This window comes from Moraxella catarrhalis (genome assembly GCF_001656295.1).
Lineage (GTDB): Bacteria > Pseudomonadota > Gammaproteobacteria > Pseudomonadales > Moraxellaceae > Moraxella > Moraxella veridica.
The window spans coordinates 1-26,304 of record NZ_LXHE01000007.1; the positions used below are offsets into that span (position 1 = coordinate 1).

Below are 26,304 nucleotides of genomic sequence, written 5' to 3' on the forward strand. Positions count from 1 at the left end.
ATCAGACATACCCGTTATTAATATAAAAGAACACTAAATCAAAGGCTTTAAAGTGATTCTCGAGTTTTTTGGAAAAGTTACAACTTCGCCTAACTGCTCGTTTTATCCTATGCCGAATACGGCAATTATTTCCTTCGATGCCCACGGTGAAAAATTTACCAATTCTTTGAGTAAAGCCTTTAAAGCCAGTGACGAAGCTATCCCAATTATCACTGGCAATAACAGCACAAGTTACACCCAAGGCTTGAGGTTTTGCGCTTAATCGTTTAACCGTTTTAAGGTCTCGCTTTCCCCATACATAGGCAACAATTTCGCCTGTTTGACGGTGGTAAGCATAGATGAGCCATTGTTTGTTGCTCTTTTTACCTACGAACATCCATAGCTCGTCTACTTCTAGTTGGTCATAGTGACTTTGCTTTGGTATCAGTCGGTAGTTGCATTTTTCCAAAGTAGCTAATACTTTACCTTGGCTAATCCTTTCAACGCAAGCGATGTCTCTTATGCCACTACCTCGTACCATGAGTTGGCGTATTTTGCTTTCTTTTTGAGAGTGACATCCAAGATAACTTAACGCATGGTCGCCAATAAATTGCCGCCTGCAGTCTTTGCATTGGTAGTTCTGCTTACCATAGCTTTTTTTACCGTTTTTCTTTATACTGTCCCCTAAACAGGCTGGGCAGTTGATGTATAGTGTGATTTGCATTTCACTATTTTATCAATTTCTCAGCCTGTTTTTTTACAGCATACTTTTTAAAGCACTACCATATTTTGAAATTTTGTTTGCCAAATAATTGGAGTCTTTTAATAAAGGCTCATTCATTTTCGAGCCATGACCAGGATAGTCAATAGGCACTACATTAATTCTAGAATCTATTGTTTTTTTCCAATTAGCGTAGATACTGGCACTACTACCTGCAGGTGGCAAACAAAACAAGTTACATTGTGTATGTTGCAAAGCTATACCTCAAAATAGTTAAGATAAGTAAATGAAAATTATTTAAGGTTTTCCGCTCGTTCTGAGTCTGTCGAAGGGTAGGAAAACCATTATGGTTCGACAAGATCACCAGGAACGGTTTCAAATTGTCCTATTACTTAGGTCATAAATTTTATCAGTCTTCCAAATATCTGATAGGCGATGGGTAACAAAAATAACTGTGGAATTAAGTTTATTTATGTTTTTTACTACCTCAACTTCTGTGCCTTCATCAAGGGCTGAAGTCCCTTCATCTATAATTAAAATAGGGGCATTCTTTATTATAGCTCTTGCTAGTGCTACCCTTTGACGTTCGCCACCAGATAACGCTGTTCCCTGCCTACCTACATGGTAATAGATACCGTCAGAAGAACGTTGAATCAGGTCTGTCAAAGCTACTTGCTTTGCAACATTCTCAATTTCTTCATCTGTGGCCTGTGGCTTTCCAATACGAATATTTTCAGCCAATGTACCTGTAAAAATAATAGGTTCTTGTGGCACGTAAGCAATATGTTTGACAAGTTCATCATAGGGAAATTCTGATAATCGAATACCACCCAAACAAATATATCCTTCTTTTGGATCATCAAAACGTAGTATTAATTCAAGTAAAGTGCTTTTACCACTGCCACTTTTACCTGTAATTTGGAGATGGGTTTGGTAGGGGATAATAAGATTGATATTGCTTAGGATTGGTGAGTGGTTTACTTGATGGATGGTAATTTCAAATTTCTTTCTATCTTCAAGTGTTTGATAGGTACTTAAAGTGTGCGATACAACTGTATTATCAGGTTCATTCAATGACGGTATATAATATAATTGGCTATATTCTGAGAATAAATGTTTTATGTCATTAATACTGAAAGTAGCGGTAGCCAATTGTTCAAGGGGAGCTGCCGCCCTTGTAATAAGCACGATTATAGCTAAGATTTGCGTCTCTATTCTGACACCTGCAAACCATAAATAACCAATTAAACCTGCAGTCGGGAGTACACTAGCAAATAATGAAATACCTGTTGCTAGAGCTGCTATTGAATTAATACGGCTAAAACTATCACTTTGACGTAGCCATTCATTTTTCAATGGTTGCACAGCTCCATCTATGCCTTTAGATGTTCGTAGCAACTCAATGTGTTCTACGAAATTAAGTATTGATTGATTAGTAAGCAATTCAAGTTGATTCCGATTTTTATCTACCCTTAATAAAAGAAACTGACCATACCATTGTAGAGCAAATGAGAAAAAAAGCAGACCAAATGCCCAAATTGCAACTGTTTTTTCTGTCAACCACCCTAAACTTACGATCAAAAACAACGCTAAACTTGGTGAATGAATAAACATTTGTAACTGATGGGCGGGAATGCTCATAAATTGAGGGATACTTTTTCCTGCCATACTTGCAACTTTAGTGCGGTTGGCTTGATTAAGCCATGATAGTTTGGCAGAAGCTAATGCTGTTCCCAAGCCTTGATATAAATCACCTGCGAGCCTAACACCTGTCAAGTAACCCTGCCGACTCACTAAAACAGTAAGTAATACGGCTATAGTAGCAGACACAAGCACATTAAAAGGTGATAAATTATTCAAGATTGAAAATGACAATACCGTATAAGCAATTGCTTCTGCTAAAGCGACCAACAGCCATCCAATACTAACAACTAATAATCGCTTATGAGCAAGTGGTGGCAAAGAAATAACGATATATCGAAAAAATTTGTGTATAGAGCTAAACATTAACAGATAACCTTTTTATTTTGCTTGATAGGCGTATAACCACCTAAATTTATGTGGTTATCTGCACTAGCTATAATTGTTTTATCATGTGTTACTACGATTAAAGTTTTGTTGTTGGTGATAATATGAGTACGTAATTCATTCATCAATTGGTGAGCATTATCAGCATCTAATGCACTAGTTGGTTCATCTAGCAAAATAATATGGGCATTTGAAAGAAATGTTTTGGCAACACATAGACGTTGACGTTCACCGCCTGATAATAGGTGAACTGGACTATCTAATTGAACGTCAAGTCTAACTCTATTTAGAGCCAAGGTAAGCATGTCATCTGTCACTGAATCATTAACCATTTTTAAATTATCCTTAACCGTTAAAGGTATGATATCGCCACCTTGAGGAATAAACAAAATAGCTTCTTGACGACTTTGGCTATCTATTGTCAAAAGTGGATAGTCATTAATATAGACCGTTCCCTTAGTTAGAGGTTCAAACCCTGCTAGTACTTGTAATAGCATGGTTTTACCTGTACCACTTGGTGCAGTAATGGCAGTCATAGTTCTAGGTACGAATTGGTAACTAAGATTTTCAAATAATATTCTGTCTTGAAAGATTAATTGACCCTGAACAATATGAACCTTGCAAGCCTTTGATAAGTCACCAATAACAGATTCTTTACCCATATCTAAAATTGGTTGATTTAAGAAATGAATTAATCGCTGAGCAGAATTTTTTGCAGTAGCAACATAGTCTAAGCCATGACCTAACTTAAGTGCAGGAGTGACAAATGCCAAGCTAAAAAACAAGGTTGCTGCCAAAGTTGAAGTGTCGTAGTCGTAAGCAACCACATAGGCAATGGCGAAAGTTGCTATAGCTTGTAACAAAGATACCGCTAGCCCAGCCATGGTTGCGACTTTACTCACCCACATGACCATATTTTGACTAAATGTCATCGTTGCATGGTCATAGTTTTTTAATGCAAATGATTGACCTTGCCAACCATTAAATATTCGATGGACACGAATACCTCGTGTGTAGTCATCCACCGCCGTGATAATATCTCCCATGACTTGCATTCGAGCTGTACCATCACGGGCTGTTACTCTGGGCACAATAACAAGGTAATATAATGATGCAAGAATCGCTGGTAATAAAACCCATAAAGATTGCCATCCAACCATTGTTAGTAACAAGGAAATTGACAATATTGGTACGATAAAAAATGCTACCAATTCATTTGGCAAATGTGCCAATAGATGATGTAAACTATCAATGTCTTCTTTAATTAACTTTTTTAAGTCATTATTGTCTTGAATAGCTAACCTACTTGCAGGCAGTCTTACCATGTGTTCAATGATAAGTTGACGCATCGTAATTGAGAAAGTTGCCTCAGCAGAATGGGAAATATAAGATACCAATCCTGTAGATACTGCCCCTATAAACCACAATACCACACTAACTATTAACCAATAAAGATGCTTATTAGCTATCAGCTTAACAATGCTCCAGAATCCTAGTACCATAGCCACGCCACTAATGCAAGCAAATAAAACACTCAAAAATAATTTTATTCTTAATGGATATAAAATAGGCTTAATTTTCGGATTCATTAAAATTTCATATAAGTTGTTAGCTTTCATAGGTCGCTATCACAGTCGAAAGAGGATTGGTTTTGTAAATCATTAACAATATCCATAATTACGCTATCAATTTGGTGAGTGTCTTTGTGATGAGGCAACATAATTAAATGTGCTTGATTACCAGATACAGCTAAATTATGTTTTTGCCAAATATTTTTGGATGGGCAGGGGATTACCACAGATGTAATGCCCCTGTTTTTCTGTAAATGGAAGAGTCTAAAAAACTTAACTAAATCAATTAACATAGTCTATAATTCGTTTTTTTATCACCCTAGTTTGACCTAAAAATCAATCGAAGCCGAAAGCTTAAAGGTTCTTGGTGCTCCAACTGTCAGAAAGCTATCCATTTGTCCAACGCCCCAGTATTTTTTATCAGCAACATTTTCTACTACACCATTCAAGGTGACGGGATAGTTACCAATTTTGGTTTTATATCGACCACCGATATCAAAAATGGTGCGGCTTGGAATCGCTAAGCTATTATCAGTATTGATATATTGTTTTGAGGCGTGAGAGGCATTCGCTGTTAATGTTAAACCTTCAGCCATAGGTGTGTCCCACTCAACGCCAAGTTTGGCTTGTTTTTTGGGTACGCCTACCGCAATATTGCCTTGATTAATCCCACCTGCTGTACGGCTAAGTTCAGGTTTGAGATAAGAGAGACCACCCATTAAGCGTATGTCTTGTAGGGGTGAGCCTACAAAACTCCATTCAATACCACGATTGCGTTGTTGTCCATCTGATGAATAAATTTTAGTGGTTGGGTCGGTGTAACTGTTAGGTTTTTCAATTTCAAACGCACTCAAGGTGTTAGTAATACCATAAGTATCAAATTTTAAACCCACTTCTTTTTGTTTGGTTTTTTGTGGGGCAAATACTGTACCTGCATTTACCGCAGTAGCAGGGGCAGCACCGCCTTGGGTTAAGCCTTCCATATAGTTGGCATATAAAGACAGATTATCATTGGCTTTATACACAATCGCAGCAGCTGGCGTTGTTGCACCTTTGTCATAAACCGTTTTTTTGCCAAAACTGCTTGACTCATCTTTGACTTGTTGATGGCGAACGCCCAAGGTTAGCTCAACCTTACCATCAAGCATAGCCATAGTATCAGCCACACCGTAGCTTGTTAATGTTAGGTCTCGATGCAAAAATTGTGGCAATGAACTGCTCATTGCCAAAGGCTCTCCCCAATTTGGGTGATAAAGATTGGTGGTGACTTGCCAATTTTTGAGCTGGTCAGCCGTCCAGTTAGGGCGAGGAATTAGACCGTATTCATTTTGGTCATGATTATAATAGGTGGTATTTAAGACCCACTGATGACGGATATCCCCTGTAATAAAACTACCCTTAATGCCCGCTTCGGCTGATTTTTTATCGATATCAAAAGCAAGCTGTCCCATACTGGTGGTAAAGTTACCCTTATTATCCAAAATAGTGCCAGCTGCTGCACCATTATATTCGTAATCAGTTCTGCTTGTGCCGTATTTGGCATAGCCAGTTAAATTATTCGTTAATTGATAATCACCATTGAGCATTATGCCTTTGTCTTTATTGGTGACATGAGACCAATCGGGTGTGATAAGTTTGTCAGATGCAGGTGATTTAGGAATGGCTTTTAAGTTACTTCTCAAGCTGATACCCCTTGCCACACCATCAATGTGGTCTTGGGACGTATAGATATCTGCCGAGATGCTGCCTCGACTAAATTGGCCGTCCAATCCTAGAGCGGCTAATTTAGTTTGATGTTTTTGATTATCGATAGCACCTTCACCATCACGATATACGCCATTAAAACGTGCACCAAACTGGTTTTTTTCTCCAAAGCGACGAGCAATATCAACGTGTCCGCCTATATTCGCACTGTTGGTATAATCTACTGTCAAGCGATTGAGTGGTTTACTTTTTGCACGTTTAGGGGTTAGATTAATCATGCCACCGACTGAGCCTTTGGGTGGCATACCATTAAGCAAGGCAGACGGTCCTTTTAAGACTTGTACACCTTCATACATTTCAGGTGCGGTTCGATAGAAGGGTGAAATACCAATCAACCCATTAACAGTCATGTCACCAGGTTCGCTGGCAAATCCCCGAATATAGTAGTTTTCACTCCATGACCCTTTATCATTGTTACTAAAGACACTGGGGTCTGTTTTATTAATGACATCACTGATATCTTTTGCTTGGATATCAGCAACGTACTTGTCTTTATAACCAACCACATTAAAAGGGGTATCTTTAACACTTTTACTGCCTAAAAAACCAATCTCATTAGCGGTGGCTATCTGTCCCCCTTGATAGGTCGGATGTGTTGATGTAACTGTAATTGTTGGCAGTGTGACTGTTGGTAGATTTGAGTTATCCGATGAAGCTGTAACTTCAGCAGCTTGGCTATTCATTGCTGATAAGCCGCTAACGGTCAAAACTCCCAAACAGACGGCACGTTGTGCGATAAATAGTTTATTTAGCTTAAGATGTCTCATCGTAAGAACATGGTGTTGAAAATGTAGCATATATTTATACTCCAATATATATTGAAAATGATAATCATTATTAATTATACTTTATTTTTACAGCAATTCAACAGTTTTTTACAAATTTTGTAAAAGTTGTGGGGATTATGCTGTTTCCTTTGTTTATTTGTATCCTCTTAACACATCATCCATCATTATCTTGACAGAAGTGGGGCTAGCAGCCGTTGTGTACCAAGCGTCTGCATCGACAAATACCACACGCCCATTTTTCCAAGCTTTGGTTTGTGTGAGTAGTGGGTTGCTTACGCTATCAGCATTAATTAAAGGGCGATGTTCCATAACGGCGGTGCGGTCTATGATATACAAAATATCAGGGTCAGTTTGATTGATAAATTCGCTCGAAATAGGCTCACCGTGCAGGTTTATTTGCGTAGTCGTGCTAGCTGGTTTGACACCCAGTTCATTAAATACAAAGCCATAACGAGAGTTTGTGCCAAAATTGCTGAAAGAACCATTGTTGTGCATAATGACCAAGGCTTTTTCAGGACGATTAGCTGTGATTTGCTTGACTTGCTGGAGTTTTGTGTCAATTTCACTTACTTTTTGCTGAGCTAAGGCTTGTTTGTCAAAAATTTTACCCAAATCTAGTAAATGGTTTTTGATGGTATTTATCTGCCCATTACCGCTTTTATAATCAATATCATAATGCAAGGTGGGGGCTATCTTGGTGAGTTCTGGGTAGCTTTTACTGTGTAACGGTGTCATGAGAATCAAGTCAGGTTTTAGAGTGTGTACTTTTTCGATATTGGGTTGAACAATAGAACCCAAGTCTGCTATGTCGTTATTGTTTTTATATTTTTCTAAGAAATGCGGTACAAAATCTTTCACCATACCTGCGATAGGGATATTTAACTGGTCTACAAAATCTACTTCATTCATATCCAACGCAGCGATTTGTTTTGGCAAAGTATTGATGACGGTTGTGCCTAGCTGATGTTTGATGGTAACGCTATGATAATGTGTGGTCTCTTGAGATACTGATGAATTATTTTTTGGTGTGGGGTTGTCTGGTTTCTTTTCACAACCTGTTGTGATGACACAGGTTGCCGTAATCGATAATAGAGCGAGTGTATTTAAAAGTTTCATAAAGCGTTGTCTCCATGGTTAAAATAGTTTAAGTAAGTTTAAAATAGTTGCATAACAGACTGTTTTGGTGACGAATAATCTCAAACTTTAGGTCGTACAAATTTTCCAAATTCGTTTCGGTCAAAACTTGCTCGACACTCCCTTCAAAAAATATTTTTCCTTGTTTGATAGCCACAATATGGTCAGAATAATTGACCGCAAAATTAATATCGTGAATGACTAATACCACGGTTTTTTGTTGCTTATCACACAGTTGTCGCAAGGCTTGCATGATTCTGACGGCGTGATTCATGTCTAGGTTGTTTAGCGGTTCATCAAGCAAAATGATGTCTGTTTGTTGGGCAATGGTCATCGCAAGAAAAGCCATTTGCCGTTGCCCCCCACTTAGCTCATCTAAATAAGTGGTTTTAAGGTGAGATAATTGCAAAAAATCAAGGGCATGACACACAGCTTGACGGTCGTTATCAGTAAGTTTGCCTTGACTGTAGGGAAAACGCCCAAAACTTACCAATTCTTCCACAGTAAGTCGTAAATTAAATCCGATAGACTGGCGTAGTGTGGCGACGAGTTTTGCATAGTCAGAAATTTTAATGGCATCGATGTTGTTGTTATCAATAGCTATTTGTCCACTGGTGGATTCTAATAGTTTGGCTATCATCATTAATAATGTCGATTTTCCAGCCCCATTCGGACCTATTAACGCCGTGATTTTGCCTGTCGGAAATGTTGTGGTAACAGCATCCAAAATTACATTATCACGGTATTTTTTGGTCAAATTGTTTACTTCAATCATACCTGACTCCGATTGCGAAGGATAAATACCAAAAAATAACTCCCACCAAACAAATTAATCAAAATACTAACCGTGGTTTTGTAGTTAAATATATGCTCTACCAAAAATTGAGAAACAATAAAAATCACCATGGCTATCCCAGTTCCTACAGGTAAAGTGAATTTATGCCGATTGACTTTGCATAAAGCATAAGCAATATTGGCAACAAAAATACCAAAAAACGCCGTCATACCGATTAGACTGGTCGAAACAGCCACCAACACAGCGACTATCGCCAAAAAAAATCTCACTTGTTGTTGGTAATTGACACCCAGCGATATCGCTTGCTCTCGCCCTAAGCTCATCACATCCAAAATCGGCAACCGCTTTGCCAATAGGGCTAAAACCCCCACGATTAAAACGCTGGCATATACCAATGTCTCAAGCTCAGAGCGATTAAACGAAGTGTAAGTCAGACTTTGTAGCACCGAAAACTCACCAGGACTCATTTTTAGCTCAATGAATTGAGAAAAGGTACTAATCACCATAGATAGCACCAATCCTACCAACAAAAGCACATAAACGTCATTTTTACAAAACGGTAAAAGGTACTGGTACAATGCCCAAGAGTAGCCCAACATCAATAGCACAGAAATGATAAAGTTGCCATTTAACCCCAAAAAAGCAATCCCTTGTACCCCTACCATAAACAACAATAATACCTGCCACAGTAAATAAACCGACTCATAGCCCATCACCGCTGGTGTTAAAACACGATTTCCCACCACCGTCTGAAAAATAATCGCCGAAAATGCCAAACAGACACTACCTAAGCCAATCGTTAGCAGTCTTATCAAACGCTTAGGAATCACATAGTCGAAATCCAATCCTGAATCATAAAACACAAAAATAACTGCCAATACCGCAATACAACCAATTAATGCCCATAATTTTTTGGCAAAGCTGACAGAAAAAAGGTGAGTTATCGGCATTAGCGAACCCCCCGTATCAGCAATATCAAAAACAACACGCCACCAATACTACCTGCCGTCAAAGCAATTGGCACCTCAAAAGGATAAATCAACAAACGCCCAACGATATCGCAAATCAATAAAAAACACGCCCCACTCAACGCAATGATTGGTAGCGTTTTTGCTAAATTTTCACCATAGTTCAAAGCCACCAAATTGGGTATCACCAAACCAACAAAAGGTATCGCCCCAACTGTAATAACCGTAATGGCTGTAACAACTGAAACCAACAAAAACCCAACGCCTACCGTTAATGAATAATTGATGCCCAAGCTTTTCGCCATATCCTCGCCCATACCCACCACGGTAAAGCGTTGTGCATACAGATAAGTCAAAATGAGTATCGGCAATACGACATAAATCATCTCATAATGCCCTTGGACAACTTTAGAAAAATCCCCCAATAACCAACTCTGCATACTTTGGATAATATTATTTTGATAAGCATAAAACTCAGCAAATGCACTCAAGATACCGCCATACATCAGACCAATCACAGGCACTAGCACCATATTTTTGACTTTCAAACGATTAATAAAAACAATAAACACCACACTGGCGACAAAGCAAAATAACGTCGCAAAGAGCATTTTTCCGAGTGTACCGATGCTAGGCAAGAACGTTAATGCTATTAAAATACCCAGTTTTGAGGCATCTAACCCCCCTGTTATACTAGGTTCTACAAATTTATTGTGAACAATCTGCTGTAAGATAACGCCACTCACTGACAAACCCACCCCAGTCAAAGTTAAAGCGACAAGTCGAGGCAAGCGACTGGCAGTCAAGGTCAGCCAAGTGTGGCTAGATACATCAAATAGGGAAGTCCAAGCTATCTGTTGCACCCCAACAAATACAGAGATAATACACAACAATATAAATACTAAACTAATTTTCATTAATTTTTGGTCTGAATAAAAAATTATACTATAATAACATAAAATAATGATAATGAGAATTATTTTTATTAAAAATAATATCTGGTGGTGCATTAAAAAGTATGGTTTGTGTCATAATAATTACCTTTATTAAGTAATTTAGTTCAACTATCATTAGCTATTTGTACCATAACAGATAGCATCTCTGTATAAGGTTGTAGTTTTTACCATTTAGATGGTAGTTTTTACCTTATGTGAGTAACATGATAATTATCACAAAGTAAAGCTTTTTTACCACAAAAAAGGTAATTTTATGATTATTAATCGTTTTCCAGTGATTTTGGCAGAAAAAAGACTTCGGGTAGCTGATGTTGTTAGAGCAACAGGGATAAGCAAGACGACGTTGCATAAGTTATATAACGACGACTCAACACGGATTGATTTTGAAACCCTTGATAAACTATGCCGTTTTTTGGAGGTGCAGGTTGGGGATTTGTTTGAATACAAGCCTGAAGATTTATCGCAAGCAAAACAGGATTAGGCCAAAGCTCAGCTTGCAATCAATTGGTGCGTATTTTGACTTAATAATGCAGCTTGCTGCTTAAAATTGAGTTGGGGTAATTTTTCCAATATTTTAACTTATTGAAAAAGAGTCAATGGGCACATTTTAGGCACAATTTGGGCACGCAGAAATTTGCATGTGCCCAACTTATTAAAAGTGATCACACAACAATAAAGATAAGCAGTCACACAAACCCCTGATTTTAAACAACAAAAAAGCCCAAACCGTTTGATTTGGACTTTTTAGAATTTGGAGCGGGAAACGAGATTCGAACTCGCGACCCCGACCTTGGCAAGGTCGTGCTCTACCAACTGAGCTATTCCCGCTTTGTGTGGCATATTATATCGCAATTTTATTAGGTGTCAAGCATTTTCAGAATTTTTTATGCATTTAATTTGAGCACTTTGACATTATCATACCCTTGAGATAGCAGCTGCCCTGCCTGCAACCGACTCATCACGCCTTGTTGGCAATACAAAAGATAGGTTTTGGTGTTATCAAGTTTGGCAAACTGCAAGCCCAGCTTATAAAATGGCAAACAAATCACTGGCGCATCGACAGTGAGCGGTGCATCACAAGCCTCATCAGGCGCGCGAATATCTAGCACCACCTCGCCTGACCGAATATGATCAACCACTTTGGGCATGATTGGCGCATCACTCATATCCAAGCGGCGAATATCAAGAACCTGCGCACTTTGGATGGCGTGATTTAAAATTTCAAAATCAAACCGTGATTCTTGCTCCAAAATCTTAAATTCGGAAGCTTTAGCAGTCGGTGACTTTGAGATGACACCGCAGTATTCAGGCATTGACTTGGCAATGTTTGCAGTGCCAATTTTTTCTGCGGTTTTTACAATGGCTTCTTTATCTTCGGTAATTAATGGACGCAAAATCAGCGCAGATGACGCTTGATCAATCAAGCGCAGATTGGTCAGTGTTTGGCTCGCTACCTGACCCAATGCCTCGCCTGTGACCAGTGCTTGGATTTTCATTTGCTGGGCGATCTGACTGGCAGCTTTTACCATCATACGCTTTAAAATGACGCCCATCTGACCATCATCAACAGTCTTTAAGATCTCAGCAACAATGGGCTCAAAATTCACCGTCACAAAATTCACCTTGTGCGACAAAGAATAGCGAGACCACAGATGATACGCCATCTGCTTGACACCCAACTCATGTGCCTGACCGCCCAAATTAAAAAAACAATAATGGACGCGGCTACCACGGCGCATGAACATATAGCTTGAGACACCCGAATCAAAGCCACCTGAAATCAGCGACAAGACATCTTCTTGGGTGCCCATCGGAAATCCGCCAAGACCTTTAAAACGCCCTTTGACCAAAAACACTTTGTCATTTTCAATCTCAATAGCGACGGTAACCTCAGGATTTTTAAGCTTGACATAAGCACTATCTATACGCTGATTTAAGCCGCCGCCGATATAGCTTGCCGCCTCCATCGAGTCAAATTCGGTCTTGCCGCGCCGCTTCACGCGCACACAAAAGGACTTGTCGATCAGTTTATCTTTATAATCTAAATAGACATATTCAAAAATATCATGCAGATTTTGGTACTTTTTTTCATCAACTTCCAAAAAATGATGAATGCCTGAAATGCACTGAAGCGCCTCACGAATCTGCAGATGCTTATCTTGAGTTGTCTTGACTTCAATAAAGTCCCAATGGCGAGTCACCACCACTTTTTCATCAAAGTGGCGCAGCGCTGATTTGATGTTATAAAATAAAATTTTGACAAAACGCTTGCGAACCGAGTCGCTTTTCATGATGATTTCAGGAAAAAGCTTGATGATAAATTTCATAACGATGCTGACTGATAAAAATCGGCTATTTTACACCATTTTTATCATTTATGATATTTACAAAAACAAAAAAATCACACCCTATGCAGAGCGTGATTTTATCAATCAAGCAATTAATTATTCACGTTCAATCGCCAAAGCAAGCCCCATACCGCCGCCCACGCATAAAGTAGCAACACCCTTGGATTTGTTACTTGCGATCATCTCATGAATCAAAGTCACCAAAATACGGCAGCCTGAAGCGCCAATCGGATGACCGATGGCGATGGCACCGCCATTGACGTTGACGCGCTCGTTTGGTAGCTTAAGCTGGCTTGACACGCCAAGCGCCTGTGCAGCAAAGGCTTCATTGGCTTCGTATAAGTCAACATCATCAACCGCCCAGCCAGCTTTATCCAGCGTTTTTTGGACAGCTGACACCGGACCCAGACCCATAACTTCAGGCTCAATACCAGTGGCTGCATACGAGACGACCTTGGCAAGTATCGGCAAACCAAGCTCCTTGGCTCGGCTTTGTTTCATAAGCATGACCGCCGCCGCACCATCATTAATGCCCGAAGCGCTGCCAGCCGTCACCGTGCCGTCTTTTTTAAAGGCGGTGCGCAGCTTAGCAAGTCCCTCCAAAGTGGTATTAGGCTTGATGTACTCATCTTGATCTACGATAATCGGGTCGCCTTTACGCTGTGGTACACTCACGGCAGTGATTTGACTGTCAAATTTACCGGCGGCTTGAGCGGCGGCAGCTTTTTGCTGAGATGCCAACGCAAATTCATCTTGAGCATCACGAGTGATCTGTAGCCGTTCAGCGATATTTTCAGCGGTAATGCCCATGTGATAGCCATGATACACATCGGTCAAGCCATCAGCGATCATGCTGTCAGTGAGCGAGCCATTACCCATCTTGATGCCATCTCTTAAATGCACAAAATGTGGGCTTTGGCTCATCGACTCCTGACCCCCAGCGATCACAATATCAGCATCGCCGCACAAAATCGCCTGCACGCCCATTTGCACCGCCTTAAGTCCAGAGCCGCACACAACATTCACTGTCGTTGCTGGGATTTGTACTGGCAACTGGGCAAACATCGCTGCTTGGCGTGCTGGGTTTTGACCCACGCCTGTGGTGAGCACATTTCCCATGATCACTTCGCTCACCGCCTCAGGTGACACGCCTGTTTCGGCTAATAAATCGCCGATCACAGCCGCCCCAAGCTTAGGCGCAGGCAAGCTTGATAACGACCCCAAAAAAGACCCCACTGCCGTACGCTTGGCAGCCACAATCACTACGGAATCTGTCATAATTATCCCCTTATCATTCCATAAATTATGATATAAATTTCATCAATCATTGAGCGATCGTCACACCAGTTTTGCTTTGTAATTCATCAAAGCTTACACCATCTGCCAGCTCAACCAATTTAAGACCACTGTCAGTGACATCCAAGACCGCCAAATCTGTGATGATGCGATGCACCACCTTTTGACCAGTTAATGGTAAATCGCAAGCCTGCTTGATCTTAAATGAGCCATCTTTGGCGGTATGCTCCATCAGCACAATGACACGCTGCACGCCAGCGACCAAATCCATAGCGCCGCCCATGCCCTTGACCATCTTACCAGGGATCATCCAGTTTGCCAAATCGCCCTGCTCGCTGACTTCCATCGCCCCTAGGATTGCCAAGTTCACCTTACCACCACGAATCATCGCAAACGACTGCGAGCTGCCAAAAAAACTTGCGCCAGTCTGTACGGTGACGGTCTGCTTACCTGCGTTAATCAAATCGACATCGATTTCATCTTCGGTAGGAAAGGCGCCGATGCCAAGCAAGCCATTTTCAGATTGTAGCATCACATTGACGCCCTCTGGGATATAATTGGCAACCAAAGTTGGCAACCCAATGCCAAGATTGACATAAAAACCATCTTGCAACTCTTGGGCAGCTCGCTGCGCCATTTGTTCACGATTCCACGCCATGACTATTCTCCTTTATGATAATACTGTAATTATGCGCTGCGAGTGGTGCGCTGCTCGATGCGTTTTTCTGGATTGGCATTGACAATGATGCGATGTACATAAATCCCAGGCAAGTGTACGCTGTCTGGATCAATCTCACCGATTTCTACCAACTCTTCGACTTCTACCACAGTGATTTTGCCTGCAGTGGCGACGTCAGGATTGAAGTTACGCGCGGTTTTTCGAAATACCAAATTGCCCGCTTTATCCGCTTTCCATGCCTTGACCAGTGCCACATCAGCGACCAGTGAGCGCTCCATGACATAGTCTTCGCTATCAAACTGTCTGACTTCCTTACCCTCAGCGACCTGTGTACCTACACCCGTTTTGGTAAAAAACGCAGGAATGCCCGCCCCGCCTGCGCGCAGCTTTTCTGCCAAAGTACCTTGCGGCGTCAGCTCAACCTCCAGCTCGCCTGATAAAAATTGTCGCTCAAACTCTTTATTTTCACCCACATAAGAGGCGATCATTTTTTTGACTTGACGAGTTTGTAATAATAATCCCAACCCAAAATCATCGACACCAGCATTATTGCTAATGCAGGTCAAGCCCTTGACGCCTGTGTCGCGCAGTGCCACAATCAGCTGCTCTGGAATGCCGCATAAGCCAAATCCGCCGACCGCGACTGTTTGATCATCCTTAACAATATCTGCCAACGCTGATGTGGCGTCTTGATATACTTTATTACTCATCATTTGCTCCCTAAAATAAAGCCAGAATTGACCCAATTAATTAACAGTTACATTATCCAAAAATAATAAATAATCCACAAATTAAAATGCCCGAATAACCCAGCGCCATCAAGCAATAGCCCATGATCGCACGCGCATCAAGACCGACAATGCCAAGCAATGGCAGCGCCCAAAATGGCTGAATCATGTTTGTCCAAGCATCTCCCCAAGCGATCGCCATCGCTGTCGTCACTGGCGACACCCCAAGCTCAGCGCCAGCTGGTAGCATGATCGGACCTTGAACCGCCCACTGTCCGCCACCTGATGGCACAAAGACATTGACCAATCCTGCACTCAAAAATGCCAAAATCGGAAAAGTGGTTTCATTAGATATCGCCACAAAGGCATTGCTGATCTGCCCTGCCAACGAGCTGCCGCCCTCGCTTGCCCCCATCATCAAACCCATGATACCGCCATAAAATGGGAATAACAAGACAATCCCAGCGATGCCGCGGGCACTGTCTTCGATGGCGCGGCTGTAGCGCTCAGGCGTCCCATGCGCAAATAGCCCTGCAAACAAAAACAGTCCAATGACAATATTTAGCGCCAAATTAAATCCATTGGCGGCAAAATGTCCAAATAAATACACCGCTGCAATGCCCACGATGATGAGCGCAATGAACCGATTATCATCAAGTTTTTGGGCAGGTGTATCACGCAAAGGCACCTCAGGCGCTGGTTCTTGGAGCTTGGCAGGATCTGCGATGATGGGCGTTTTTGGCAGCATCAGCATATTAATGATGGGCAAGCCAATAAATAACCCCGCCACGATGGCAAGGTTCAATGGTGAAAACAGTGTTTGGCTGACTGGAATAGCAGCAGTGATGGTCTCACCAGACAGTCTGACCAAGTCAGCACCTTCCGTCGCCAATGCCAGCGGAATGGAGCCTGATAAGCCACCATGCCAAATCAAAAATCCTGAATAGGCGGACGCCACCAACAGCGGATAATCCACACCTTTGACTTGGCGCGCCAAAGATTTGGCAAACACCGCGCCAACAATCAGCCCAAAGCCCCAATTTATCCAGCAGCCCATCAGTGCCACCACCGTCACTGTGATAATCGCTTGCTTGGGACTTTTGACTTTGGCAGCGATGCCATCTAGCAGCCGACCAATCACAGGCACCTTGGCAAGCACATGCCCTGTCACCAAAATCAGCGCCATTTGCATTGAAAATCCGAGCAATGACCAAAGCCCATCACCCCAAAACTTGGCAGCTTCAAATACGGTTTGATTGGTAAAAATCAGCGCAGCGACATAGACCGCCAAGGTAAGTATGATGCAAAAGACAAATGGCGATGGCAGATAGCTTTTCACCATTTTGACTGATAGGTCAGTGAGTATGCGAAACATGATCAGATCCTTTGATAATAGCCAATAAACTTTGAAAATCCCTGGATTTATTCGCCAAACGGCAATTAATGAACGCCGATGTCTAAAATTCAAACCTAACTGTATCGCAATTCACATCCTTTGACAAGCATGCACTTAAAAAAATTTCTCACAAAATTTGTCAAGTCATCCATTGATACCATCTAAGATCGGTTTGTGTTAAGCTAAAGATTAGGATTTTTAAATCAAACCGTGTAACCAAGGAAAGATGATGACAAGCGTCTATGACTTTAGCGCAACTGATCTGACAGGTCAGCAAGTGAATTTGAGTAGTTTTAAGGGCAAGGTTTTATTGATTGTCAATACTGCAAGCCAGTGCGGATTTACCCCTCAGTTTGCAGGTCTACAGGTGCTGCACGATCGCTATCATGCCCAAGGGCTTGTCATTATTGGCTTTGCTTGCAATCAGTTTGGTAATCAAGAACCCAACACTGGTACGGCGATTGGCGAGTTTTGCCAGCGGCATTATGGCGCTCAGTTTTTGATGATGGATCAAATCAAAGTCAATGGTGACAATGCCCATCCGTTATTTCAGTGGCTAAAGTCTCAGCAAGGCGGTGTGTTTGGTGATGCCATCAAATGGAATTTTACCAAATTTCTCATTGGACGAGATGGTCAAGTCATCAAGCGCTATGCACCCATTACCAAACCTGAAAGCTTGACCGCCGACATCGAAAAAGCGCTAAAAATATGACCAAATGATGAAAAAATAACCCATTAAATATCAATAACTTATAAAATTTATCCAAAATATCAGGTAATTTCACCCAAAAAGCATTTGACACTGCTGTGAAATTCTATATAATACGCACCACAACGAACGAACACAGTGAGACATCACTCACTAAGTCGTTTAAGAACTTAAAATGTTGATACCTTGACACCGTATCGAATCTTTTTCTTAAGCACAGTAAACTGTTTAAAGAAAAAAACACATTTTAGGGTGGTTAGCTCAGTTGGTAGAGCATCTGCCTTACAAGCAGAGGGTCAGCGGTTCGATCCCGTTACCACCCACCATATTGCAGCGGTAGTTCAGTTGGTTAGAATACCGGCCTGTCACGCCGGGGGTCGCGGGTTCGAGTCCCGTCCGCTGCGCCATTTTTAGTGTAGCTTTTATAAGCTTTTCACTTTCTCCCCAAGTCTCCCCTGGCTTGGGGATTTTTTCTTTGATGGCAAATATTTGTCGGTATGGTCAGCACACCCAAATACTATCGACACCAAGCCAAATTCAGATGCCTAATAAAGGCAGTTGTGCTAAACTATGATGATTTTACCAGCTATTTTAATTCGCCAGTATCATTCGAGCCAAACAACTATGTCAAGCCCAATCATATTTCATCCAAAAACAGTTCACCCAAAAACCAACAACCAAAACACACCACTGCCCAGCGAACCTTATCACCACAAAGCCAATCACAACCAAAACCGCAGTATCGCCCAAAGCGGTGCGGTGGCAACATCCACATCAAATGGTACACCAAAAATTGGTTTTGTATCACTCGGCTGCCCTAAGGCATTGGTGGACAGTGAGCGCATCATCACAGAGCTGACTTATGAGGGTTATCAAGTTGCCAATGATTATGATGGTGCAGATTTGGTCGTGGTGAATACCTGCGGATTTATTGAGTCAGCGGTACAAGAATCTTTGGACGCCATTGGTGAAGCGATTAATAAAAATGGCAAAGTGATTGTTACAGGTTGCTTGGGTAAAGATGCCGAAAAAATTCGTACCATGCACCCTGCCGTTTTGGCGGTTACAGGTGCTCACGCTTATGAAGAGGTCATTTCTGCGGTCAATCATCATGTACCAAAACCCGCCAAATCAAAAGAATACGACCCAAAGATTGATTTGATTAATGGTGCAGGCATCAAACTTACGCCCAAACACTATGCCTATGTGAAAATTTCTGAAGGGTGTAATCATCGCTGCACTTTTTGTATTATCCCATCGCTGCGTGGCGACTTGGTCAGCCGCCCAATAGATGGCGTCATGAAAGAAGCGGTTGCACTTAAAAAATCAGGCGTCAAAGAACTTTTGGTCATCTCTCAAGATACCTCAGCTTATGGCGTGGATTTAAAATATAAAACTGTATTTTGGGAAGGCTGGCCGCTTAAGTCTAAATTTTATGATATGTGTGAGGCGATGTCAAAATTAGGCATTTGGGTACGCCTGCATTATGTGTATCCATACCCACATGTGGATGCAGTCGTTCAAATCATGGCAGACAGCATAGCGGCTTCTGGTGGCACGGGAGGCTTACTGCCTTATTTGGACATTCCATTTCAGCATGCCAGCCCCAGCGTCCTAAAGGCTATGAAACGCCCTGCCATGAGCGAGAACACCCTTGAGCGCATCCAAGCATGGCGCGCCATTTGCCCAGATATCGTGATTCGCTCAACTTTCGTGGTCGGCTTTCCTGGTGAAACCGAAGAAGATTTTGAATATCTGCTTGACTGGCTGACCAAGGCTCGCTTGGATCGTGTGGGCTGCTTTACTTATTCAGAAGTCGAAGGCGCGGTCGCCAATGATCTGCCCAATCCTGTACCCGAAGAGATCAAGCAAGCACGCTATGAGCGCCTAATGGCACTTCAGCAAAAGATCAGTGCAGAAAAACTTGCTGAAAAAGTCGGTAAAACGTTGGTCGTTTTGGTAGATGAGATCGACACCGAAGAAAATATCGCCATCTGCCGAAGCTATGCTGATGCGCCCGAAATTGACGGTCATGTCTATGTGGACAATATCGACGCCACAGTCAAGGCAGGTGATATGCTGACAGTCGTGATTGATGAAGCAAGTGACTATGATTTGTTTGCAAGCTTTGGGCCGGCATAAGCGTACAAACACCCAAAATCTATCGGGCATCAGCCCATTTAAACTTATGAGACATCAAGTCTGGCAGTGTCGATAATTTGCTTGCCAGACTTAATCAGTGACGCCAGACTTGATCGCTGGTCTTACCCTGCTCTCTTTATCGATATACTTGATCCACACCCATATCGATCGCCGCAAACAATCGATCAATCTCATCAAAGGTCGTATAATGCAGGCAGCCCATTCTAAGCACTGATCCTGTTGGGCTTAGCGCTTCTGCTAGGGCTTGGGCATAAAAATTACCATAGCCAAGCGCAATGTTTTGCTTGCCCAAAAATCGACTGAGCGCTGTACCACTTTGAATATTGCCATCTTTGATGATATTGAACGCAAAAGTCGGCGTTCGCCCTTCTGCGCTTGGCTTACCATACAGCTTCAAAAATGGGCGTTGACCAAATTTATCCAAAATATATTGGCTTTGCTGATTCTCATAGGCGCTCACCAAGTCATAACTGTTTGCTTTGCTGTCAGGGGTGAGTTCATCAGCTCCCGATAGACTCGCCCAATAACGCATCATGGCGATAAATCCCGCTTGCGACTCAAAAGACTGCGTGCCTTGTTCGTATGACATGGGCGGCTTATTGGCGGCAGGCGCTACTTTATACGGAGTTAATGCTTGTAAAATCTCACGGCGCGCAAACATCAAGCCCAAATGCGGACCCCCAATTTTATAAGCCGATGCAAATAATAAATCAGCCCCCAGTGCTTTGACATCAATGGGCATGTGCACCGCCGCATGTACAGCATCGATACTAAGCCAAGCACCTACCGACTGGACGGTTTTTGATAGCTGCTTGATATCAATGATCGTACCAATCAAATTAGACGCCAAGCCAACCGCCACCAAACGAGTGCGCTCATCAATCATGGACTTAGCCGCCTGATAATCGATATCATCTTGATTGGCGTTCAAAGGGATCATCCGAACTTCAACACCACGCTCCATCGCTGCCAGCTGCCATGCAGAGACTTGAGAGTAATGATCTAAGCTGCTGACAACCACATTATCGCCCACCTGCCAAGTGGCAGCAACCACACGAGATATCATGAACATCAAACTGGTTGCATTTTGTCCAAACACGATCTCATCGGCATCGGCACCCAGCCAAATCGCCGCCTGTGTTCTTGCTTGTTGATTCATCGACATCGTCTGCACGCCGGCATGATGATGGCTACCCATATTACTATTACCATGCCTAAGGTAATCCATCATCGCTTGAGTGACGCAGTCAGGCACCTGAGAGCCGCCAGGTCCATCAAAATAGATGGGCAAATCCCCATTTTCGTTGGCATAATTGAATGCCGCAAACTGACGGCGAATGTCAGACAATCGATCTTGAAGCATAAATTTTCCCTAAGACAACACATAAGATAAGACAACAGAACGCTGTATAAACCAGTGATCAATCAGATGAGAGATTTGGATTATTTGCAGTCAACACAAGCAAATCCCAATAACCAACCTGATCTTGATCGCCCACAGCCACAGCAGACGCACTGTGCCAAAGCGTACGATCATTGACGATGCAATATTCGCCAGCCTTAGGCGTTAAGGTGCTGACAGGCTTTGGCGACTGTTTATCGCGCCAAATCATCAGCTCGCCGCCTGATTGATTGTATCTTTGAATGGTGAAAACGCCCACATAGTCAAAGCCATCTTGATGAATCCCTTCAGGCGCCGACTCAGCAGGAGCGCTGTCTTGTTTGGCGATGATGCGCATTTGATGAATTTCAATTTGGCACACACTTGGCAACTCACACGCATCAACAAAACTTTGGTAAATCTGTGCCATACCTTGACTGTGAAGCGCTTGATCGCTTAAATTATCGTAGACGCGCACCACATCCCCTTGGAATTCATTAATATCACCTGATTGTACGAAGGCTTCGGCAGGCAGCACAGAAACTCTACCATGATCAAAGCAGATTTTGGAGTATCGACGCAGGCGATATTCGCCATCTTTATAGCGGCTGGGTGTTAATTCGTCAAAAGATGGGCGAAGGCTGATTACAGAGTCAGGCTGCAGTGCGCCAAGATGCATCAGCAGGGTTTGAGTTGGCATGATAAACTTCCTTGATTTGCCTAGTGGGAATGCTCAAGCAAAGATTATCACAACTTTATTTTATCTTCAACCAAAAAATAAGTTATCAATTCAGCGATTGTCGCCCTTAAAATATTTGTGATTTTTTAGACTTATCAAAGCCTTAAAAATTTGCTAAAATTTATCTTTTTAACTTTCTTTGATCATGTGATTGGATTCGTCAGGGATTTGGATAATGATCTAAACCTTTTGATAACATCATTTCACTTTATATTTTTAATTATTTTAGCAAAGGTGCATTATGGCAGGTCATAGTAAATGGGCAAATATCAAACATCGCAAGGCTAAGCAAGACGCGGCAAAAGGCAAAATTTTTACCAAAATTATCCGTGAAATCGTTTCAGCCGCCAAATCAGGTGATCCAGACCCTGCCAACAACCCTCGCCTGCGTGCCGTACTAGAAAAAGCCAATGCCGCCAACATGACCAAAGATGTCATCAAGCGTGCGATTGAGCGTGGTGCTGGGGGTGGTGATAATGACAATATGGAAGAGATTACCTATGAAGGTTATGGTATTGGTGGCGTAGCGGTCATTGTTGAAACCATGACTGATAATGTCAATCGTACTGTCGGCGAGGTGCGTCACGCCTTTAGTAAAAATGGTGGCAATCTTGGCACGAGTGGCTCAGTGGCATATTTATTTAGTAAGCGCGGCGAAATTGTGTTTCATGATTTAAGCTTAGAAGACAGCGTGATGGAAGCAGCGTTAGAAGCTGGCGCTGACGATATCGAAAATGATGGCGAAAGCTTATTAGTCATCACATCACCAGCAGAATTTGGTGCGGTCGTCGATGCGCTGACAGCTGCTGGACTCACCCCTGATAGTATGGAAGTGACCATGTCGCCTTCTACCACAGCCGATATTGATAACATTGACGATGCCCAAAAAGTACTTAAAATGATCGATATGCTAGAAGATTTGGACGATGTTCAAGAAGTCTATACCAATGTTAATTTTAGTGATGATGTCATGGCACAGCTTAATGCTTGATGATCGACAAGATTGGCTTAGCCAATCTTGTTTTTTATTACCAAAACCATGAGTGATTCACCACAAGTCTAAGCTTAACTGTATTAAATTTGTAGAATAACAAGGAAATTGTATGCTCACCCCTTATGTTCGTGCCATCTTACAAGCCACCGTTTATGATGTTGCCATTCATACCCCCCTTGAACCTGCCGCCAAACTTTCCAAAAAATTTGATAACCACATTCGTCTAAAACGAGAAGATTTACAGCCTGTTTTTAGTTTTAAATTACGAGGTGCTTATAATAAAATCAGCCAATTATCCGACGCCCAAAAACAAAAAGGCATCATTTGTGCATCGGCAGGTAACCATGCCCAAGGTGTGGCATATTCTGCCAACCGTTTGGGTATTAATAATTTAATTATCATGCCAACCACGACGCCCGACATCAAAGTTCAGGCAGTCAAATCCTTTGGCGGTACGGTGCATTTGCATGGCGACAGTTTTGATGAAGCCAACCGCTTTGCGATGCACAAAGCCGAAACTGACGGCATGACTTATATCGCGCCTTATGATGATGAACTGGTGATTGCAGGACAAGGAACTATTGGGCTTGAGCTGACACAGCAGTGGCGCGAGATAGATTATGTGTTTGTGGCGTGCGGTGGCGGCGGGCTGGTCGCTGGCGTGGCGGCGTTTTTGGGGGAAGTGGCGCCGCACATTAAGGTGGTGGCGGTCGAACCCAAAGGCGCTGCTTGCCTAAAAGCTGCTTTGGCATCTGATGAGCGTGTACGCTTGCCACAAGTATCGTTATTTGCTGATGGTGTGGCGGTCGCCCAAATTGGCGAGCTGCCTTATCAAATTGCCAAATTATCAAAATCTGATGGCTCAGGCACTGTGATTGAGCCTGAAGTGGTGACTTGTACTAACGATGAAATCTGTGCCGCCATCAAAGATATTTTTGAAGAAAATCGCTCCATCGTTGAGACGGCGGGCGCACTGTCTGTGGCAGGCATGAAAAAATTCATCCAAACCAACGGCATCACTGACAAAAACTGCGTCGCCATCATCTCGGGTGCAAATATGAACTTTGATCGCTTGCGCTACATCGCTGAGCGCACCGAAATTGGTGAACAAAAAGAAGCGATTTTTGCGGTGGCTGTGCCTGAGCGCACTGGGGCATTTTTGGATTTTTGTCGCACGCTCCAAGGGCGTAACATCACCGAGTTTAATTATCGTGTCGATGCTGCTCACCCAGAAGCTGCGGCGCATGTGTTTGTGGGCGTGGGGCTCAAAGAGGGTCAAAAAGAGCGCGCCACCATCATGGGCTTATTAAACGATGCTGGTTACGATGCTCACGACTTGACTGATGATGAAGCTGCCAAAACCCACATTCGCTATCTCATCGGTGGTCATGCGCGCATCGAAGACGAGCAGCTGTTTCGCGTGGTTTTCCCTGAGCGTCCGGGTGCGCTGTTAAACTTTTTGGAAAAATTAGGACAAGATTTTAACATCACTTTATTCCACTATCGCAATCATGGCGCTGCCGAAGGTCGAATTTTGGTGGGTTTACAAGCCTCTAAGGGTAGCAGTCGTCAAATTTTGGATGCGCTCACCGACATCGGCTACGAGTGCCAAAGCCTGACCGACAATGTGGGCTATCGGCTGTTTTTGAAGTGATGGACATTACTATCCTACCCCATTGGTCATTTGGCAACACTCCTCAGATGGCGGATGCGCTATTAAAGCTTGTGTTAGATGGCAAAAAAACCGCTACTTGTACGGCTTTAGATTGGCACTTAGCAGAGCCACTACCGCCTGTGGGCAGCCTACAAGTCATCACCGATGGGCAAAATATACCTGTTTGCATTATCCAAAATACTGCGCAGTTTATCATTCGCTTTAACGAAGTGGATGAAGCTCTTGCTAAAAAAGAAGGTGAAGGTGATTTATCCTTGGCGTATTGGCGAGCAGAGCATCAACGATTTTTTGAGCGATTTGATATCTTTGATGATACAATGTGGCTAATTTTTGAAGAATTTACTGTGGTTGAGATTTTATAACTTGGGTCACCAAGCTCATCATTGTAAGCTGTCAGTGAAGCTTATATAGAGCAAACATGACAAGTTGGCGGTATGACAGCTGCAGCATTAACGATCTAAACTCAGACGCTCACTGTCCATCAATCCCACCCATCAAGGCAAAGGCTGCACAAACAAGCTTTGCCCAAAAGCTGGATGTAGAAAACTTCAAAAAAGTCTATGGCAATGACAAGCTTAAAATATCGCTATAAATTGGTAATACACCCATGACAGAACACGCTTTAACTCGAGTACGAGCCGATAAATGGCTATGGGCGGCACGATTTTTTCGCACCAGAAGCCTTGCCAAAGAAGCCATCGAATCTGGCAAAGTGCATATGAACGGTGCCAAAATCAAAGTCAGCAAAGAGCTGCAAGTCGGCGATACGCTCACCGTTCGCCAAGGACATGCCACACGCCTTGAAGAAAAAACAATCATCGTCAAGGCATTGTCCGAAAATCGGGGTAATGCCACCCTTGCAGCGACGCTATATGAAGAAACTGACGAAAGTAAAACTCAGCGTGCTTTTATGGCTGAACAACGAAAGCTAATGAATTTGGCGCGTCCAGACAGCCGACCTGATAAAAAGCAGCGCCGAGAATTAAATAAATTCAAACACCATTGGTAATGATTATGACCACACCACGATCGATTCTATTTGTTTGTTTGGGTAATATCTGTCGAAGCCCATCCGCTGAAGCTGTGATGCGTGCCAAACTGACCAAGTTTTTGCCTGATGTTTATTTGGATTCAGCAGGCACGGCGGGCTATCACATCGGCAATCCCCCCGATCCACGCGCCATTGCCATTGGTCAGTCGCTTGGTTTTGATTTGGGTAAGCTGCGTGCACGCCAAGTTTCTTTGGAAGATTTTTATGAATTTGAGCTCATTTTTGCGATGGATGAGACCAATTTATCAGACTTACAAACCCTTCAAAAAACTGCCATCATGCATGCTGACGATCGAGCGGTGGCACAGCTTGATTTATTTGATCTTAACGGTCAGTCGGTCGCCGACCCTTATTATGGCGATGAGCAAGACTTTAAGCAAATGTACGACCATCTTCAGCACATTGCCGATCAGCATATCGCTAAATGGCAGCTTGATTGA

24 protein-coding genes, 3 tRNA genes and 1 pseudogene are annotated in these 26,304 nt (G+C 42.6%); 11 read left to right on the forward strand and 17 right to left on the reverse strand.

What is annotated here, in order from left to right; genetic code table 11:
* Position 1: 1 nt before the first annotated feature.
* From AO382_RS03745 to AO382_RS03785, 9 genes and pseudogenes are all read right to left on the reverse strand, one after another.
* Entirely contained in the window at positions 2 to 703 is a 702-nt protein-coding gene (locus AO382_RS03745; RefSeq protein ID WP_064618146.1) for an IS1 family transposase, read from the reverse strand.
* A gap of 60 nt (positions 704 to 763) precedes the next feature.
* Positions 764 to 955: pseudogene (locus tag AO382_RS10430) on the reverse strand (thioesterase domain-containing protein); the annotation flags it as partial.
* 120 nt (positions 956 to 1,075) lie between these two features.
* Positions 1,076 to 2,707 (reverse strand): ATP-binding cassette domain-containing protein, encoded by a 1,632-nt coding sequence (locus tag AO382_RS03750; protein ID WP_064618319.1) that lies wholly within the window; start codon positions 2,705 to 2,707, stop codon positions 1,076 to 1,078.
* Positions 2,707 to 4,347, reverse strand: a complete 1,641-nt coding sequence (locus tag AO382_RS03755) for an ATP-binding cassette domain-containing protein (RefSeq protein ID WP_064618321.1) — start codon at positions 4,345 to 4,347, stop codon at positions 2,707 to 2,709. Before AO382_RS03755 ends, AO382_RS03750 begins: the two co-directional genes overlap by 1 nt.
* Before the next feature lie 281 nt (positions 4,348 to 4,628).
* The gene (locus tag AO382_RS03765; protein ID WP_064618328.1) at positions 4,629 to 6,860 is read right to left on the reverse strand and encodes a TonB-dependent receptor; all 2,232 of its coding nucleotides are present in this window, start codon (positions 6,858 to 6,860) and stop codon (positions 4,629 to 4,631) included.
* Positions 6,861 to 6,983: 123 nt separating this feature from the next.
* Positions 6,984 to 7,967, reverse strand: a complete 984-nt coding sequence (locus AO382_RS03770) for a siderophore ABC transporter substrate-binding protein (RefSeq protein ID WP_064618330.1) — start codon at positions 7,965 to 7,967, stop codon at positions 6,984 to 6,986.
* Between the two features lie 28 nt (positions 7,968 to 7,995).
* On the reverse strand, positions 7,996 to 8,760 hold the full coding sequence (locus AO382_RS03775; protein ID WP_064618332.1) for an ABC transporter ATP-binding protein: 765 nt from the start codon (positions 8,758 to 8,760) through the stop codon (positions 7,996 to 7,998).
* The gene (locus tag AO382_RS03780; RefSeq protein WP_064618334.1) at positions 8,757 to 9,731 is read right to left on the reverse strand and encodes an iron chelate uptake ABC transporter family permease subunit; all 975 of its coding nucleotides are present in this window, start codon (positions 9,729 to 9,731) and stop codon (positions 8,757 to 8,759) included. Before AO382_RS03780 ends, AO382_RS03775 begins: the two co-directional genes overlap by 4 nt.
* The gene (locus AO382_RS03785; protein ID WP_064610917.1) at positions 9,731 to 10,666 is read right to left on the reverse strand and encodes an ABC transporter permease; all 936 of its coding nucleotides are present in this window, start codon (positions 10,664 to 10,666) and stop codon (positions 9,731 to 9,733) included. The genes AO382_RS03780 and AO382_RS03785 overlap by 1 nt, the downstream gene beginning before the upstream one ends.
* Positions 10,667 to 10,958: 292 nt before the next feature.
* On the opposite strand from AO382_RS03785, the gene AO382_RS03790 reads away from it, so the two are divergent.
* Positions 10,959 to 11,186, forward strand: a complete 228-nt coding sequence (locus AO382_RS03790; RefSeq protein ID WP_064618336.1) for a helix-turn-helix domain-containing protein — start codon at positions 10,959 to 10,961, stop codon at positions 11,184 to 11,186.
* Positions 11,187 to 11,457: 271 nt separating this feature from the next.
* On the opposite strand, the gene AO382_RS03795 is transcribed toward AO382_RS03790, so the two are convergent.
* The 6 genes from AO382_RS03795 to AO382_RS03820 all read right to left on the reverse strand — a co-directional run bounded on the left by AO382_RS03795 (position 11,458) and on the right by AO382_RS03820 (position 17,131).
* Positions 11,458 to 11,533, reverse strand: a tRNA-Gly gene (locus AO382_RS03795).
* Between the two features lie 56 nt (positions 11,534 to 11,589).
* On the reverse strand, positions 11,590 to 13,032 hold the full coding sequence (thiI, locus tag AO382_RS03800) for a tRNA uracil 4-sulfurtransferase ThiI (protein WP_064618338.1): 1,443 nt from the start codon (positions 13,030 to 13,032) through the stop codon (positions 11,590 to 11,592).
* Between the two features lie 117 nt (positions 13,033 to 13,149).
* Complete coding sequence (locus AO382_RS03805; protein ID WP_064618340.1) at positions 13,150 to 14,331, reverse strand: acetyl-CoA C-acetyltransferase; 1,182 nt, start codon at positions 14,329 to 14,331, stop codon at positions 13,150 to 13,152.
* A gap of 46 nt (positions 14,332 to 14,377) precedes the next feature.
* Complete coding sequence (locus AO382_RS03810) at positions 14,378 to 15,007, reverse strand: CoA transferase subunit B (protein WP_064618342.1); 630 nt, start codon at positions 15,005 to 15,007, stop codon at positions 14,378 to 14,380.
* Between the two features lie 29 nt (positions 15,008 to 15,036).
* Positions 15,037 to 15,738, reverse strand: coding sequence for a CoA transferase subunit A (locus tag AO382_RS03815; RefSeq protein WP_064618345.1), 702 nt, complete (start codon positions 15,736 to 15,738; stop codon positions 15,037 to 15,039).
* 52 nt (positions 15,739 to 15,790) lie between these two features.
* A complete protein-coding gene (locus tag AO382_RS03820; RefSeq protein WP_064618347.1) occupies positions 15,791 to 17,131 on the reverse strand; it encodes a short-chain fatty acid transporter in 1,341 nt (446 codons plus the stop codon).
* 250 nt (positions 17,132 to 17,381) lie between these two features.
* Here AO382_RS03820 and AO382_RS03825 point away from each other — a divergent pair, with 250 nt between their 5' ends.
* The 4 genes from AO382_RS03825 to rimO all read left to right on the forward strand — a co-directional run bounded on the left by AO382_RS03825 (position 17,382) and on the right by rimO (position 20,003).
* Positions 17,382 to 17,864: a glutathione peroxidase gene (locus tag AO382_RS03825; RefSeq protein ID WP_064610901.1), complete on the forward strand. Its 483-nt coding sequence runs from the start codon at positions 17,382 to 17,384 to the stop codon at positions 17,862 to 17,864.
* Positions 17,865 to 18,111: 247 nt separating this feature from the next.
* Positions 18,112 to 18,187: transfer RNA gene (locus AO382_RS03830), tRNA-Val, on the forward strand.
* Positions 18,188 to 18,191: 4 nt separating this feature from the next.
* Positions 18,192 to 18,268, forward strand: a tRNA-Asp gene (locus AO382_RS03835).
* Between the two features lie 352 nt (positions 18,269 to 18,620).
* A complete protein-coding gene (rimO, locus tag AO382_RS03840) occupies positions 18,621 to 20,003 on the forward strand; it encodes a 30S ribosomal protein S12 methylthiotransferase RimO (protein WP_064618471.1) in 1,383 nt (460 codons plus the stop codon).
* 136 nt (positions 20,004 to 20,139) lie between these two features.
* On the opposite strand, the gene AO382_RS03845 is transcribed toward rimO, so the two are convergent.
* Positions 20,140 to 21,387 carry an aminotransferase class V-fold PLP-dependent enzyme gene (locus AO382_RS03845; RefSeq protein ID WP_064618349.1) on the reverse strand — a complete coding sequence of 416 codons (1,248 nt, stop codon included), beginning with the start codon at positions 21,385 to 21,387 and terminating at the stop codon, positions 20,140 to 20,142.
* 58 nt (positions 21,388 to 21,445) lie between these two features.
* Positions 21,446 to 22,105 (reverse strand): 2OG-Fe dioxygenase family protein, encoded by a 660-nt coding sequence (locus tag AO382_RS03850; RefSeq protein ID WP_064611118.1) that lies wholly within the window; start codon positions 22,103 to 22,105, stop codon positions 21,446 to 21,448.
* Between the two features lie 280 nt (positions 22,106 to 22,385).
* Here AO382_RS03850 and AO382_RS03855 point away from each other — a divergent pair, with 280 nt between their 5' ends.
* The 6 genes from AO382_RS03855 (at position 22,386) to AO382_RS03875 (ending at position 26,304) form a co-directional block, all read left to right on the forward strand.
* On the forward strand, positions 22,386 to 23,135 hold the full coding sequence (locus tag AO382_RS03855) for a YebC/PmpR family DNA-binding transcriptional regulator (RefSeq protein WP_064618351.1): 750 nt from the start codon (positions 22,386 to 22,388) through the stop codon (positions 23,133 to 23,135).
* A 112-nt stretch (positions 23,136 to 23,247) separates the two neighbouring features.
* Positions 23,248 to 24,792 (forward strand): threonine ammonia-lyase, biosynthetic, encoded by a 1,545-nt coding sequence (gene ilvA, locus AO382_RS03860; RefSeq protein WP_064611122.1) that lies wholly within the window; start codon positions 23,248 to 23,250, stop codon positions 24,790 to 24,792.
* A complete protein-coding gene (locus tag AO382_RS03865; protein WP_220271522.1) occupies positions 24,744 to 25,175 on the forward strand; it encodes an ASCH domain-containing protein in 432 nt (143 codons plus the stop codon). Before ilvA ends, AO382_RS03865 begins: the two co-directional genes overlap by 49 nt.
* 56 nt (positions 25,176 to 25,231) lie before the next feature.
* On the forward strand, positions 25,232 to 25,405 hold the full coding sequence (locus AO382_RS10660) for a hypothetical protein (RefSeq protein ID WP_154806256.1): 174 nt from the start codon (positions 25,232 to 25,234) through the stop codon (positions 25,403 to 25,405).
* Positions 25,406 to 25,420: 15 nt separating this feature from the next.
* A complete protein-coding gene (locus tag AO382_RS03870; protein ID WP_049235878.1) occupies positions 25,421 to 25,822 on the forward strand; it encodes an RNA-binding S4 domain-containing protein in 402 nt (133 codons plus the stop codon).
* 5 nt (positions 25,823 to 25,827) lie between these two features.
* Complete coding sequence (locus AO382_RS03875; RefSeq protein WP_064618356.1) at positions 25,828 to 26,304, forward strand: low molecular weight protein-tyrosine-phosphatase; 477 nt, start codon at positions 25,828 to 25,830, stop codon at positions 26,302 to 26,304.

Coding starts and splice junctions, on each gene's coding strand:
- AO382_RS03815 (WP_064618345.1), bottom strand. CDS start 15,738: ATGAGTAATAAAGTATATCAAGACGCCACATCAGCGTTGGCAGATATT.
- AO382_RS03780 (WP_064618334.1), bottom strand. CDS start 9,731: ATGCCGATAACTCACCTTTTTTCTGTCAGCTTTGCCAAAAAATTATGG.
- ilvA (WP_064611122.1), top strand. CDS start 23,248: ATGCTCACCCCTTATGTTCGTGCCATCTTACAAGCCACCGTTTATGAT.
- AO382_RS03765 (WP_064618328.1), bottom strand. CDS start 6,860: ATGCTACATTTTCAACACCATGTTCTTACGATGAGACATCTTAAGCTA.
- AO382_RS03785 (WP_064610917.1), bottom strand. CDS start 10,666: ATGAAAATTAGTTTAGTATTTATATTGTTGTGTATTATCTCTGTATTT.
- AO382_RS03825 (WP_064610901.1), top strand. CDS start 17,382: ATGACAAGCGTCTATGACTTTAGCGCAACTGATCTGACAGGTCAGCAA.
- AO382_RS03790 (WP_064618336.1), top strand. CDS start 10,959: ATGATTATTAATCGTTTTCCAGTGATTTTGGCAGAAAAAAGACTTCGG.
- AO382_RS03875 (WP_064618356.1), top strand. CDS start 25,828: ATGACCACACCACGATCGATTCTATTTGTTTGTTTGGGTAATATCTGT.
- AO382_RS03820 (WP_064618347.1), bottom strand. CDS start 17,131: ATGTTTCGCATACTCACTGACCTATCAGTCAAAATGGTGAAAAGCTAT.
- AO382_RS03745 (WP_064618146.1), bottom strand. CDS start 703: ATGCAAATCACACTATACATCAACTGCCCAGCCTGTTTAGGGGACAGT.
- AO382_RS03845 (WP_064618349.1), bottom strand. CDS start 21,387: ATGCTTCAAGATCGATTGTCTGACATTCGCCGTCAGTTTGCGGCATTC.
- AO382_RS03850 (WP_064611118.1), bottom strand. CDS start 22,105: ATGCCAACTCAAACCCTGCTGATGCATCTTGGCGCACTGCAGCCTGAC.
- AO382_RS10660 (WP_154806256.1), top strand. CDS start 25,232: ATGACAAGTTGGCGGTATGACAGCTGCAGCATTAACGATCTAAACTCA.
- AO382_RS03775 (WP_064618332.1), bottom strand. CDS start 8,760: ATGATTGAAGTAAACAATTTGACCAAAAAATACCGTGATAATGTAATT.
- AO382_RS03805 (WP_064618340.1), bottom strand. CDS start 14,331: ATGACAGATTCCGTAGTGATTGTGGCTGCCAAGCGTACGGCAGTGGGG.
- AO382_RS03770 (WP_064618330.1), bottom strand. CDS start 7,967: ATGAAACTTTTAAATACACTCGCTCTATTATCGATTACGGCAACCTGT.
- thiI (WP_064618338.1), bottom strand. CDS start 13,032: ATGAAATTTATCATCAAGCTTTTTCCTGAAATCATCATGAAAAGCGAC.
- AO382_RS03855 (WP_064618351.1), top strand. CDS start 22,386: ATGGCAGGTCATAGTAAATGGGCAAATATCAAACATCGCAAGGCTAAG.
- AO382_RS03870 (WP_049235878.1), top strand. CDS start 25,421: ATGACAGAACACGCTTTAACTCGAGTACGAGCCGATAAATGGCTATGG.
- AO382_RS03750 (WP_064618319.1), bottom strand. CDS start 2,707: ATGTTTAGCTCTATACACAAATTTTTTCGATATATCGTTATTTCTTTG.
- AO382_RS03755 (WP_064618321.1), bottom strand. CDS start 4,347: ATGAAAGCTAACAACTTATATGAAATTTTAATGAATCCGAAAATTAAG.
- AO382_RS03810 (WP_064618342.1), bottom strand. CDS start 15,007: ATGGCGTGGAATCGTGAACAAATGGCGCAGCGAGCTGCCCAAGAGTTG.